11 protein-coding genes are annotated in these 13,776 nt (G+C 45.2%); 4 read left to right on the forward strand and 7 right to left on the reverse strand.

What is annotated here, in order from left to right; all coding sequences use genetic code 11:
* The first annotated feature begins 20 nt into the window (after positions 1–20).
* Positions 21–1,079 (forward strand): galactose-1-epimerase, encoded by a 1,059-nt coding sequence (gene galM, locus ABMY42_RS06100; protein WP_349266127.1) that lies wholly within the window; start codon positions 21–23, stop codon positions 1,077–1,079.
* Between the two features lie 144 nt (positions 1,080–1,223).
* Here the strand turns inward: galM and ABMY42_RS06105 are convergent, their stop codons facing one another.
* Positions 1,224–2,222 (reverse strand): substrate-binding domain-containing protein, encoded by a 999-nt coding sequence (locus ABMY42_RS06105; RefSeq protein ID WP_050933942.1) that lies wholly within the window; start codon positions 2,220–2,222, stop codon positions 1,224–1,226.
* Between the two features lie 176 nt (positions 2,223–2,398).
* Here ABMY42_RS06105 and ABMY42_RS06110 point away from each other — a divergent pair, with 176 nt between their 5' ends.
* Entirely contained in the window at positions 2,399–2,731 is a 333-nt protein-coding gene (locus ABMY42_RS06110; RefSeq protein ID WP_009698684.1) for a tRNA-binding protein, read from the forward strand.
* 60 nt (positions 2,732–2,791) lie between these two features.
* Here ABMY42_RS06110 and ABMY42_RS06115 read toward each other — a convergent pair whose 3' ends face one another.
* Complete coding sequence (locus tag ABMY42_RS06115; RefSeq protein WP_017817721.1) at positions 2,792–3,343, reverse strand: gamma-glutamylcyclotransferase family protein; 552 nt, start codon at positions 3,341–3,343, stop codon at positions 2,792–2,794.
* Positions 3,344–3,592: 249 nt separating this feature from the next.
* Here ABMY42_RS06115 and ABMY42_RS06120 point away from each other — a divergent pair, with 249 nt between their 5' ends.
* The gene (locus ABMY42_RS06120) at positions 3,593–4,777 is read left to right on the forward strand and encodes an NnrS family protein (protein ID WP_069217947.1); all 1,185 of its coding nucleotides are present in this window, start codon (positions 3,593–3,595) and stop codon (positions 4,775–4,777) included.
* A gap of 318 nt (positions 4,778–5,095) precedes the next feature.
* Here ABMY42_RS06120 and mltC read toward each other — a convergent pair whose 3' ends face one another.
* From mltC to ABMY42_RS06145, 5 genes are all read right to left on the reverse strand, one after another.
* On the reverse strand, positions 5,096–6,208 hold the full coding sequence (gene mltC / locus ABMY42_RS06125) for a membrane-bound lytic murein transglycosylase MltC (RefSeq protein WP_017189193.1): 1,113 nt from the start codon (positions 6,206–6,208) through the stop codon (positions 5,096–5,098).
* 174 nt (positions 6,209–6,382) lie between these two features.
* On the reverse strand, positions 6,383–7,942 hold the full coding sequence (glpD, locus tag ABMY42_RS06130) for a glycerol-3-phosphate dehydrogenase (RefSeq protein ID WP_050908452.1): 1,560 nt from the start codon (positions 7,940–7,942) through the stop codon (positions 6,383–6,385).
* A gap of 179 nt (positions 7,943–8,121) precedes the next feature.
* A complete protein-coding gene (locus ABMY42_RS06135; RefSeq protein ID WP_349266128.1) occupies positions 8,122–8,913 on the reverse strand; it encodes a DeoR/GlpR family transcriptional regulator in 792 nt (263 codons plus the stop codon).
* Between the two features lie 190 nt (positions 8,914–9,103).
* Entirely contained in the window at positions 9,104–10,621 is a 1,518-nt protein-coding gene (glpK, locus tag ABMY42_RS06140; protein ID WP_005450894.1) for a glycerol kinase GlpK, read from the reverse strand.
* A 58-nt stretch (positions 10,622–10,679) separates the two neighbouring features.
* On the reverse strand, positions 10,680–11,534 hold the full coding sequence (locus ABMY42_RS06145) for an MIP/aquaporin family protein (RefSeq protein WP_005450895.1): 855 nt from the start codon (positions 11,532–11,534) through the stop codon (positions 10,680–10,682).
* An 872-nt stretch (positions 11,535–12,406) separates the two neighbouring features.
* Between ABMY42_RS06145 and glpT the strand changes: the two genes are divergently transcribed.
* The gene (gene glpT, locus ABMY42_RS06150; protein ID WP_349266129.1) at positions 12,407–13,774 is read left to right on the forward strand and encodes a glycerol-3-phosphate transporter; all 1,368 of its coding nucleotides are present in this window, start codon (positions 12,407–12,409) and stop codon (positions 13,772–13,774) included.
* Positions 13,775–13,776: the final 2 nt, after the last annotated feature.

Genomic DNA, 13,776 nt, shown 5'->3' on the forward strand with positions numbered 1-13,776 from the left:
AGCTTTAGTAGGAGCGAGATATGACCGAACCATTAACCATCACGATGACACAGCAGGCTGCTTTTGATGGTGAGCCTGCTAAGGTGGTCGAACTGAAAAATAACACAGGCATGAGCGTTTCCTTTATGGATATTGGCGCGACATGGCTGAGTTGTCGTTTACCTTTGGCGAATGGGGAGTTGCGCGAAGTGCTTCTCGGAGTGGGGACGATGGGGAGTTTCATGCATCAACAGTGTTATATGGGTGTCACTGTTGGTCGCTACGCAAACCGCATCGCCAATGGGCTTTTTGAGGTTAATGGCGAAGCATTTCAAGTCTCCACTAACCAAGCGGGAAATTGCTTACACGGTGGTGAGGAAGGGTTTGATAAGCGTCGCTGGAACATTGAGTCTCAGTCCGAACAGCAAGTGACGTTTTCTTTGTTGTCTGAAGATGGTGATCAAGGTTTTCCGGGGAACCTCGAAGTCCATGTGGCGTATACCCTGACTGATGACAACCAAGTGAGCATTGCGTATTTCGCAAAGACAGACAAAGCAACACCAGTGAACTTAACGAACCACGCTTACTTTAATTTGCTTGGTGCGGAAGCCGATTTGGATTGCCGTTCTCACCGTTTAACCATCGCAGCAGATCAATATCTACCAACTAACGAGGTCGGTATTCCTTTGGGGACATTGCAAGATGTGAAAGGAACAGGCTTTGATTTTAGAAATGAAAAGCCAGTATCGGAGCATTTCTTACAAGATGAGCAGCAGATTGCAGCGAAAGGTTATGATCACAGCTATCTATTTGATGCTCATCGCGACGTTTCAAAACCCGTTGCGCGGGTGGTTTCTCCGGATGGAAAAGTGCATATGTCTGTCGTGACCAATAAGCCTGCCATGCAATTGTATACGGGTAACTGGTTAGCGGGTGCACTAAACCGTCGCGGTGGGGAATACCAAGACTACGCGGGCTTGGCGTTAGAAACTCAGTTTTTGCCAGATTCACCGAACCATGCTGAGTGGGGGCAACCAAGTTGTATTCTTGAACCTGAGCAAGCGTATCGATTCAGTACCACGTTTCAGTTTGCTTTTTAGTTAAGGTATTGATTTTTAGCCTTTTGGGTTGCCATGAGCTTTTTGCCTACAGTAGGTCAAAAGCTTAGTTGAACTAAAAACAAAAAAGCTCTGGTACTTCTGTAGCAGAGCTTTTTTATTTCGTATTTTAGATTGGGTGCAGAGTTAGAGGCGGTCAACCGAGTTGCGACGAACTAAGGTTGGGCTGAAGATGATCGTGTCTTCTTCCACTTGTTCATCTCGTGATAATGCCAACGCTAGTCGAGCAGCGCGTTCTGCCATCATTTCAATTGGGTAACGAATTGTCGTCAAACTTGGATTGACGAAGCGAGCAATTAAACCATCGTCAAAACCGACCATAGAGACTTTCTCTGGTACGCTGATTCCGTTTTGATCTAATACGGCAAGTGCCCCGGCTGCCATGTAATCGTTGTAAGCCACGACACCGGTGATTTCGAGTGATTTAGTCAGTAAGTTGGTCATTGCTATTTCACCACCATCACTGTTTGGTTCACCATATTCAACGTAACTTTTCGACAGTTCAATCTTGTGGTCATTCAGCGCCGCTTGGTAACCTTGCAAACGCTCATCGGTATCTTCAATGTCATGTGAAGAAGCGATACAAGCTATCTTGGTATGCCCATGACGAAGTAAATATTCTGTCGCGAGGTACGCACCTTTACGGTTATCGAGAGAGATACAACGCTCTGCTAACTCAGGAATGTGGCGGTTGATCAATACCATCCCTTTTACTTCTTTGGCATAGCCAATCAATTCTTCATCTGATAAGCCTTTAGAGTGGATCACAATCGCCTCACAGCGGCTATTAATCAGCAACTCTAACGCTTGTCGTTCATCTTCTGGATTGTGATAACCATTGCCAATCAGAATGTGTTTACCATTTTCTCTTGCGACGTTATCAACCGATTTGACCATGGTGCCAAAGAAGGGGTCAGAGACATCACTCACCAGCACGCCCATCGTATTGGTACTTTGACTAACGAGTGCTCGTGCTGCCGCGTTAGGGCGATAGCCAAGTTTGCTCATCGCTTTAGTCACTGCATCGATAGAAGTTTGGCTTGCCTTGGGTGATTTGTTGATCACACGAGAAACGGTAGCGACTGATACACCCGCTTCTTTCGCGACATCCTTGATTGTTGCCATGAGGAACCTTTCGTTGGCTAAAAACGTTAACCGGAGTATTAAACACCCATTGTGTAATAAGTGCAATTTTAACAGGTGGTTGCTTTCTAAAGTGCGATCTTTACCTCTTGTAATTATTAATCTTACTGATAGTGTAAACGTTATCTTTTTAGTAAAATTTACTTGGGTTTTAATTAATGGAAACGATCGCTTACTCAGACTTTGCAAAGTTAGAAATTCGCACTGGAAAAATCATCGAGGTGGCGCGCCACGAGAATGCAGATAAGCTGTACATTGTGCAGATCGATGTTGGTGAGAAAACCCTGCAAACGGTAACGAGCCTTGTACCGTACTACACAGAAGAAGAGTTAATGGGTAAACAAGTGGTAGTGCTGTGTAATCTAGCAAAAGCTAAGATGCGTGGTGAAACCTCTGAGTGTATGCTGCTGTGCGCTGAAACTGATGATGAGTCGGAAAGCGTATTACTGACACCGGAACGCGCAATGCCATCAGGCGTGCGAATCGTTTAGTATCCTTAATCTTACTCAAACAAAAAACAGCGCGATAAAGCGCTGTTTTTTATTGTGTTCTTAAGAGTGTTGAGCAATTAAGTTATCTATTAATTCATAATGATGATCTTGCACACCCGCAAGGTTGCCATACTTGGGCTGGTGGCGGTCATTCTCTTTGGCGTGTTGCCAACCTATAGTATGGCGAACAAAGTGTTCAGCAAACGCGTGAGAGACTTCCAAGCATCCTGCTAAAACAGTATCTACATAACTTTGCATGATTGGGCTGAGCGTGCAGGGTGGAAGGGGATCGCTTTTCACGTATACCCAAATCTCATGATCTGGATTAAAGCTGATGTCAGTTTCGATTTGTTCAGGACGAATTTGAATACGATGATAGCCACGTTCGCGGCGGTCAAATTCAGTCAACGCTTGGTGGTCTACTTCGAGCAGCACACCGTTCACTTGCCCTTCGCCTTCATTCACAACCAGCGGTGACAAGATATAGCTGTCGTCGACTTTGCCCCAATAGCGCACTAACCCATGGGCAATAACGGGAATTGCTTCACCCGTTTGCCCTGTAAGCTCACGTGAGGCCGAATTGATTAAGCTGCCGTAGCCAAATATATACATCGTGATTGTTCCCTTTTACTTCGACGAATTCCGTTCTATCCGTTATACCTAAATATGATATCTAAGTCATTCTTACTGAGCCCAGCATTTTTACGTTCTTGGGAGGAAATGCCTCCACGGCATCAGGCGCAATGTTTTACCTCTAAAGGATAGTCTGATCTTATAACATGTATTTTTTATGCATGTTTGTGTTAAGATCGCTGACGTTAAGTTTTTCGACAGTACGAATTGGTACGTAAGGGCACCACAATGCTGAATATCACCGATAAAAAAGTGGAAGAAAAAATCCCCGCATGGCTGCGACTTGGGTTTAGACCGTTTTTCCTGTTTGGCTCTATTTACGCCATCATCGCGATTGCGTTGTGGGTATGGATGTTTCAAGCAGGGCAGCCTAGCGCGTTGAGTGTTCCGGCTTTGTGGTGGCATGTACATGAAATGCTGTTTGGTTTCTCTATGGCGATTGTGGTGGGGTTCGTTCTGACTGCGGTACAAAACTGGACGGGGATCAATGGGACGAAGCACTACACTTTGCTAGCCTTGTTTTTGTTATGGCTTGCTCCTCGAGTTCTACTTTGGACGCCTGCACCACTTTGGTTAACCAGCAGTGTTGAAGCGCTGTTTTTACTGTTCGTAGCGTATGAGGTCGGCATACGAGTTTATCGTGCTAAAGGGTGGCGTAACCTATTTTTTGTTCCGTTATTCTTACTTGCAATCTTTGCGAACTTTGCCAGTTATGCCACGGTGAAAGGTATGCCTCCATTTACCTCTTCTGCTGTGTGGCAAGCAATGCTGTGGTGGTTCACTTTACTGCTTTCTGTCATGGGTGGGCGAGTAATCCCTTTCTTTACTGCACGTCGTTTCAACTTTGAAAAAGCTCAACCGCTGATGTGGCTAGATTGGCTCGCCAACCTACCATTGGTCATGTTGTTTGTACTGAGTTTCTTCCCTGTGACGTTTGCTGAACTTGGGAAGCCGCTGATGTTGTTTGCTGGTATCGCCCAATTGGTTCGATTCTTACGCTGGAAACCTTGGTTGACTCTGAGCGAGCCACTTGTTTGGTCTTTACATGCGGCTTATTTGTGTCTGCCTTTAAGTCTTATCCTACGTGGCTGCTGGGATAACGCGTTTGCCAACCACAACTTGATTCATTTGTTTGCGATTGGTGCGCTAGGTGGCTTAATCCTAGCAATGATTACTCGTGTCACCATGGGGCACACTGGACGTATGATTTACAAAGGTCCGAACATGAGTATCGCGTTTGCGGCGGTGATTGCTGCGGCGTTAGCGAGAAGCTTAGGTGTGATATTTGCTCCTTCACAGATGTTCTTTTGGATTGATATCAGCGCAGCATTATGGATTCTTGCATTTGGTATGTTTGTGTGGCGTTTTGGTGTGATGTTGATAACTCCGCGTGTGGATGGTCATCCGGGATAATCGAAGAAAAATGAAAGTGAAGAAGGGCTTGGCGAGATGCTAAGCCTTTTTTGTTTGATGTTGCTTCAGCAAATAACCCATTAATAGTAAGGAAATTATTAAGAATGTGAAAAACGTTGAATTCTAATCTGAGTTTTGCTCGTGCCAGAAAAGGCGGAGTTCGATACTCTGTATCTGTTATTACTCGTATGAATATGAGTGATTAACTAGCCAATTGACGTTTTAGACCCATAGGTGTCTTTCGTGTAATTACATGGCCGCTTAGTTCTATACCTCCGTGGAACTAAGCGGCGTTTTTCGTTTTGTGGCTAGGTAAAATTAGATATTCCCTTGGCTGAAGTCTTTCTGGAAATAAAGAACTTTCTGTAGATAGCGTCTCGCTTCCCCTTTTGGGTGTTGAGTGGTTAATGCATCATAAACTTGAGTTGGGTTGAGGCTGTTAAGTTCATTCATTGCACGCTTACGGTCGCTATCAAACGTCGAAAGCACACCACCAGTGCCACCGTTGTAGGCGGAAATCATACTAAAGTGCTTCGAGGTTGGATGTTTCACGTCTCGTAGATAGCGGTTTTTCAATATATAGAAATACGCTGCTCCAGTATCAATGTTATTGGCAGGATCGAATAAGTATTCTTTGGTAGGAATACCTGGTTTGTTTTTTACTAAATTAAACACATCCGCACCCGCTGTTTTTGGGATCACTTGCATCAAGCCGTAAGCGCCAGCATGAGAAACCGCATAAGGGTTAAAACTACTTTCGGTTTTGATCACGGCAAAAATCAGATCTTCTGATAAACCATATCGTTTTGCAGCGTCACGTATCAAGCCAGCGTACTGGTATTCGCGTTGTTCTAGATGATCTTTCACCATGTTGATTTCGACATAGTAAGCACTGCCGTGTTTGATGGCTTTCTTTTGCAGTTTGTTGTCGAGTAGGTAGTCTGCGTAACGATTGGCGCGCCACTCCCATTCAATCGGTTTTCCATCGTGATCGAGAACTTGCCCCAATAAAAAAGGCTTACCACGTAATACCGCTTCCTTGTCACTAAACAACTCCGCATGTGCTGGATCGGCAGGCATGAGTAGTGTCTGTACAATCGCTTTTTGTAGCTTTTCCGTTGGCTGGTATTGGGAAATTGTCGAAACGTAGATTTTTCCCGCTTCGAAGTCGATATGAGCGCGGGTGTTATAACCATCAAGGTATTTCACGTAGCGGTGTTTTCCCGCTTCGACGAACTCATCTTCACCCCAGCGATCTTTGGCTTTTTGCGCAATGTAAGCCAGTAACTGTTGGATATTCTCTTGGTTAGATGCACTTGGCGGCTTTACATAGGGAGGTACGTAGTCATCACATGCGCAAGGTGGTGTTTCTTCAGGAGCAACAGAGCAACCACTGAGGAGAAGTAAGCTCAGGAATAGCGATTTCTTCATCGGATACCGATTTAATTAGAGGTGAGGGCAATTGCCGACTGAAGAAAATAATAAGTAAGAGTGTTAATTGTCTGAAATTAAAACTTTTTGTGCTTTCGATAGAAGGTGTTGATATTAGAATTTAGCTCCAAAAAAAGCCTGCGGGGTGCAGGCTTTGTATTAGGAGAGTCCAATTTAACTTACTTGTGAGAGGCTAACGACCTTTTGTTGCAGCTTCTCTTTTAGATATTCTGCCAGTGCGATTTTCTCCTCTTCGTTCATGTATAAGCCAAGTTTTGTACGACGCCATAAGATGTCTTCATCGGTTAGCGCCATTTCGTGATTCATCAAGTAATCAATTTCACGTTGATATACGCCACTTGCTTGCTCTGAGAAGCAGTGACCAAGATCTTCTACGCTGTTAGTGCCTTCCATCAGATCCCAAGTTTGTGTACCAAACTGAGTCACGTAGCGCAGCAACATTGTTTCTGATGCCCACGAGTATTTCGCATGAATCATCTTCGCAAGTTGCTCACGGCTGCAACTGAAGTTACCACCAGGAAGGGTTTGGTTTGCCGTCCAGTCTTTACCCATTTCAGGTAGGTAAGGTGCAAGTTTCTTCATTGCCGCTTCGCCAAGCTTACGGTATGTCGTGAGCTTGCCGCCGAACACTGAAAGTAAAGGTGCGTGGTCGTATTCAGCATCCAACTCTAGTGTGTAGTCACGTGTGATCGCTTGCGGTGAGTCAGACTCATCATCACACAGTGGGCGTACACCACTGTAAGTCCATACCACATCTTCGCGGCTTAGCTGGTGGACAAAGTGTTGGTTAACGATATCGATCAAGTAATCGACTTCATCTTCGGAGATCGCGACTTCACGCGGATCGCCTTTGTATTCCACATCTGTGGTACCAATGATCGAGAACTTATCTAAGTAAGGGATCATAAATACGATGCGGTTATCTTTGTTTTGTAGGATGTAGGCTTGCGGCTCGTTGTGGATACGAGGAACAACGATGTGCGAGCCTTTGATCAAACGAATGTTGCGAGGGGAGGTTTGCTCTAATCCTTCATCAAAGAACTGTTTCACCCATGGACCAGCAGCGTTAACCAGAGCTTTCGCTTTACGTTCGAAACGTTGGTCTGTGGTGACGTCATGAATAGTGACATGCCAAATGCCGCCTTCACGGTGTGCTTTTTCTACGCGGCAGTAGTTGCGAACTTCTGCGTTATTCTCTTTTGCAGCCAGAACGTTAAGTAAGACTAAGCGCGCATCGTCTACCCAACAATCTGAGTATTCGAAACCGGTTTTCATTTCAGGTTTCAAAAGACCTGATTTTGCTAGGTTGACAGTTTTGCTGCCTGGCAGTGTGGTTCGTTTACCCAAGTTATCGTAAAGGAACAAACCACAGCGGATCATCCAAGCTGGGCGTAAAAATGGGCGATGAGGTAAACGGAAGCGCATTGGTAGAGCCACATGTGGTGCTTTACGTAAGATCACTTCACGTTCAGCGAGCGCTTCCGAAACTAAACGAAATTCATAGTGTTCAAGGTAACGTAATCCGCCGTGGATCAGTTTTGAACTTGCAGAAGAGGTTGCCGATGCGAAGTCATTAGCTTCGTACAAACCGACGCTTAAACCACGACCAGCAGCATCTGCAGCAATACCAGCCCCGTTAATGCCGCCACCGATCACGATCAGGTCTAAAGTAGGGGATGCGTTAGTCGTGGAAGCATTTTGTTGGATACTCATAAATTTGACCTCTTGGTGAGCGAACGAGCATTTTAGAACATGAGTTTATCCTAGCTTAGGTTTCGTTTGTGGTCATTATTTATTTTCGTTTATGAGCGTTTTGTGTGATTTGGGCACAAAAAAACCTCTGCCTAATTAAGACAGAGGTCATTTATTCGTATAGAAAGAGAGGTAATTTGCTATTCGTTCTCAGATTTTTCTATTTGTGTATCAACCACTTCGAGCGGAACTGCTGCTTCTTTTAGAATCGCAAGAATCTCTTCTGGTGGTTGTTTGTTGGTGAATACCATGTTCAATTGCGCGATATTGCCCAGTTTCACCATCGCATTGCGACCAAATTTCGAATGGTCAACCGCAAGGAACACACTGCGGCTGTTATCAATAATTGCCTGTTTAACGCGAACTTCATGATAATCAAAGTCCAGTAGTGAGCCATCAAAATCGATACCACTGATGCCTAAAATGCCGAAATCGAGGCGGAATTGTTTGACGAAATCGAGCGTCGCTTCACCGACAATACCGCCGTCACGGTTGCGAACTTCACCGCCCGCCAAAATAACTTTGATTTCTGGGTTTGGTAAAAGAATGGTGGCAACATTAATGTTATTGGTCACCACGCGAAGTTGTTTGTGGTTTTTATTGAGCGCTCGAGCGACGGCTTCTGGCGTGGTACCGATATCAATAAACAAGGTTGCGCCATCTGGAATGTGCTTTACTAGTTCTTCCGCAATGACATCTTTTTCATTGAAGTTAAGCGCTTTACGCGTGTTATATGACGTGTTCTCTGAACTGAGAGGAATGGTAGCACCACCGTGGTAGCGTCGAATCTTGTTTTCATCAGCAAGGTCGTTTAAGTCGCGACGGATAGTTTGAGGACTGACATTAAATTTTTCTACCAGCTCATCCGTGCTGACGTAGCCTTGTTTTTTCACCAACTCAACAATCTGTTGGTGTCTTGGTATTTGCTTCACTTAGCACTCCCTTGTGCACTGGTAATCGCCAATGCTTCAAATTCGAATATAGAAACTCGCTCTATTGTGCTCGAATTAGCGCATTGTGAGAAGTCGTGGGAATGGGGAATCCGCGATCGAACGCAAAAAAAGAGCGCCAAGTCGGCGCTCTTTACGATTAATCAGGGGGAAACTAATCGTTTATCAGAAATTAATCGTCTTCGTCGTGAAGCTCAGACCAAGTTTGAGCACACTTGACTGCGCGCTTCCAACCTTTGTAACGGCGGTTACGTTTTTCTTCATCATCGTGTGGTTCGAATGTGCGATCGAGCACTGCTTTGTCTTGCAGCTCATCAATGCTATTCCAGAAACCAACCGCTAGACCGGCTAGGTATGCTGCACCCAAAGCGGTCACTTCAGTTACTTGAGGACGGTGAACTTCGGTATTAAGAACATCAGACTGGAACTGCATTAAGAAGTTGTTCGCCACTGCGCCGCCATCTACACGAAGGTTCGCGAGCTTGATGCCCGAGTCTGCTTGCATTGCATCCAGCACATCACGAGTTTGGTAAGCGATACCTTCCAAAGTTGCACGGATAATGTGGTTAGAGTTTACACCACGAGTTAGACCGACAATCGTACCGCGAGCGTAAGCATCCCAATATGGTGCGCCCAGACCAGTAAACGCAGGAACCACGTAAACACCATTTGAAGTATCAACTTTGGTCGCAAAGTATTCTGAATCTTCGGCACCAGCCAGAATCTTCATTTCATCACGTAGCCATTGAATTGAAGCGCCACCCATGAATACCGCACCCTCAAGGGCGTAAGCTGGCTCACCTTTTGGACCGCATGCTAGCGTGGTCAACAGACCATTTTTCGATGTTACCTTCTCTTGACCCGTATTCATCAACAAGAAACAACCTGTGCCGTAGGTGTTCTTCGCTTGACCAGCTTCAACACACATCTGACCGTAAAGAGCGGCTTGTTGGTCACCTGCAATGCCTGCAATTGGGATACGAGTACCACCTTTACCACCAATGTTGGTTTGACCGTAGATTTCTGATGAGCGTTTTACTTCAGGCATCATGGATGCAGGGATGCCCATCTCATCCAGCATTTTTTGATCCCAGCATAGGTCATTAATGTTGAACAGCATGGTACGAGAAGCATTGGTGTAGTCGGTTACGTGGACGCGACCTTGTGTCATCTTCCAAACCAACCAGGTATCAACAGTACCGAATAGCAGCTTGCCTGCTTCAGCATCTTCACGTGCGCCTTCAACGTTATCTAGAATCCACTTCACTTTTGTACCCGAGAAGTAAGGGTCTAGAACCAGGCCTGTATTGTCGCGAACGTAATCTTCTAGTCCGCGCGCTTTTAATTCTTCACAAATATCGGCAGTGCGGCGGCATTGCCATACGATCGCGTTGTAAACCGGTTTGCCTGTTTCTTTGTTCCATACAATCGTCGTTTCACGTTGGTTGGTAATACCGATACCTGCAAGTTGGTCGCTACGGATGCCGGTTTTCGCAAGTGCTTCAACCAAGGTAGAGCTTTGAGTTGCCCAGATTTCCATTGGGTCATGTTCAACCCAACCAGCCTCTGGATAAATCTGAGTAAATTCTCGCTGAGCGACGCTTACGATATTCGCGTCATGATCCAGAATGACAGCACGAGAGCTTGTCGTGCCTTGGTCTAGGGCAACAATGTATTTTTGCTCAGTCATGGTAAGAATCCTTTTGTTTCGTTATTTATATTTTAGTAAATGTTCGAATTGGTAGGGGTTAAGCTTGCGCTTGTTCTGCTTCTTCTTCGGTTTCGCACTGGTTAGGGATAGTACAGCCGTGACCTTGCTTTGGCAGATATGCAGCAATCGCTTTCGGGTACAACCAACCACCGAAGCAAGCACCTGCGATAGGAGCAAGAATTGGAACAATAAAGTATGGAATTTCACGCGCGCCAGTCAGGGCATAATCCCAACCTGCGAAGTAGGCAAACAGCTTAGGACCAAAGTCACGTGCAGGGTTCATCGCAAAGCCTGTTAGTGGACCTAGAGAACCGCCGATTACCGCAATTAGGATACCGATCAGTAGAGGGTTCATCGCGCCGCGAGGTGCGCCATTGTTTTCATCACCAAGAGCAAGAATGGCAAACATCAGCACTGCAGTAATCACGAATTCCACAGCAAAAGCGCCAAAGAAAGAGAGAGAAGCATGTGGGTAAGTCGAGAAAATGCCCGCTGTGGCTAATGCGTCTTGGCTGCTACGAACGAAGTTGTGTGCGATTTCGTAATCCGTAAAGAGGTTGCTGTACAAGCTGTAGACCAAAGCAGCAGAGCAAAATGCACCTAGCATTTGCGCAATGATATAAGGCACAACTTTCGCCTTATCAAATCCATGGAACATCGCCAGTGCGATAGTTACGGCAGGGTTGATGTGTGCACCGGATACGCCCGCAGTACAGTAAATAGCGATGGCGACGCCAAAGCCCCATACAATACTGATTTCCCATTGACCAAATTGAGCCCCGGTCAAAACGAGTGCAGCAACACAGCCTACGCCAAAAAAGATAAGTAATCCTGTACCGATAAACTCGGCCAAACATTCTCCGAGCAGTGAGGGGTGTTTGTTCGTTGTCATGTTAAGAGTCCTTTAATATTTATGCTTATCTAGCACGGTTCTATTGTGCATATATAAACGTTTGCGAAAACAAACGAGCGCTAAAAATGAGCGTTTGAGCATAAATTTGTTAATCAAACTCTTCGTTTTTGTTAATTGACGCATCTTTTGCTCAAAAAGGAAACTCGATAAAACGAATTATGGTCTTCAATTTTGCTTTGATAGACTAAAACTACCGATGTGAAAATCAATGCACAAACTGGTAAGAGGAGTTTTGTGAACCTGCTTCGCGAATGGTGGGAAAATACTCAGATTATTGGTCGAAAACTAACCCTAAAGAGCTAGCTAACACTAATGATGATAAGGGATTGCTGATATTCATTCGCTCGTTGCTAAGAGCTACGCCATCTCAAAGAAAGAAGACCGTTTCCCGTAGCACATATGCCATCTTTTGCTTTGAGATGACCTCTAAATGTACGTTGGAAGCGGTGGGATTATGTTGACCCTAATTGTTAACACGATGACATTGTTGCAACACGCCACAATTGAGGCGTTTGATGGCTTAAATCACGTGCTTCGTCTCTTCAACTTCCATCTTTTATCCATTTTTGTGGTCATTTGAGCACTTGATTCACTTAATATTGTGCTGATTTTGTTCGTTTGCGCACTTCGTGTTCTATGTGGACAGTAACGAAATCTGCAGAAAGTGGAAGCGCAGTCTAATTAAAAGCCTCTAATTTTCTGTATTTACTGAAATTTAATTCTTATGCAACATTTGTCACAGAAATAAAAATCGAATTTCATAAAATGCATTCACTTTCGAACGAAACTCCTTTTTGCTCGTTCGCGATTTTATACTCCCTACCATCGCTCACATTATTAATGAGGTTCCTATGTTTGGAATATTCAAACCTAAGGCGCACATCGATCGTTTATCGTCCGATAAGATCGATGGCACTTATTCCCGCTTACGTTGGCAACTCTTTATCGGCATCTTTGTTGGTTACGCTGGCTACTACCTGGTTCGTAAAAACTTTAGCTTGGCGATGCCTTATCTTATTGAACAAGGTTTTAGTCGTGGTGACTTAGGTGTTGCTTTAGCTGCGGTATCTATTGCTTACGGTTTATCAAAATTCTTAATGGGCAGTGTTTCTGACCGCTCAAACCCTCGTTACTTTTTAAGTGGCGGTCTATTAATGTCAGCGCTTGTGATGTTCTGCTTCGGCTTTATGCCTTGGGCTACTGGCAGCATTACTGCGATGTTTATTCTATTGTTCCTAAACGGTTGGTTCCAAGGTATGGGATGGCCTGCCTGTGGTCGAACCATGGTTCACTGGTGGTCGCGCAAAGAGCGTGGCGAGATAGTGTCGGTTTGGAACGTGGCACATAACGTGGGTGGTGGTTTAATTGGTCCGCTGTTCATCCTTGGTCTTTGGGCATTCAACGACGATTGGCGCACCGCTTTCTATGTACCTGCATTTTTTGCCACGCTCGTAGCTGTCTTTATTTGGATCACCGTAAGAGATACACCGCAGTCTTGTGGTCTTCCGCCAATTGAAGAGTATAAAGACGATTACCCTGATGATTACGACAAGTCACACGAAAAAGAAATGACGGCGAAGGAAATTTTCTTCAAGTATGTCTTTTCTAATAAGTTGTTGTGGTCAATTGCGATTGCGAACGCGTTTGTTTACCTGATCCGCTACGGTGTGCTGGACTGGGCGCCGGTATACCTTAAAGAAGCGAAGGACTTCTCGGTTGATAAATCTTCTTGGGCTTACTTCCTATACGAGTGGGCTGGTATCCCAGGTACGCTATTGTGTGGTTGGATTTCAGACAAGCTATTTAAAGGTCGTCGTGCTCCTGCCGGTATTCTATTTATGGCGTTAGTAACCGTAGCGGTGTTGGTTTACTGGTTCAACCCAGCAGGTAACCCAGCAGTAGATATGATGGCGCTGGTTGCAATCGGCTTCTTGATTTACGGTCCGGTAATGTTGATTGGTTTGTATGCGCTAGAGCTTGCTCCTAAGAAAGCGGCAGGTACGGCTGCAGGTCTAACTGGCTTATTTGGTTACTTGGGTGGTGCGGTAGCGGCAAACGCGATTCTTGGCTATACAGTAGACCACTTCGGCTGGGATGGCGGCTTTATCATCCTAATCGGTTCATGTATCACCTCTATCGTTTGTCTAACTTACGCATTTCTTGGCGAGCGTGCTCACCATGAACAAAAAGCGCGTGAGAAAGAAGCATTGGCGTCATAAAA

The organism is Vibrio sp. SSH13-20, assembly GCF_040104475.1.
Classification (GTDB): domain Bacteria; phylum Pseudomonadota; class Gammaproteobacteria; order Enterobacterales; family Vibrionaceae; genus Vibrio; species Vibrio harveyi.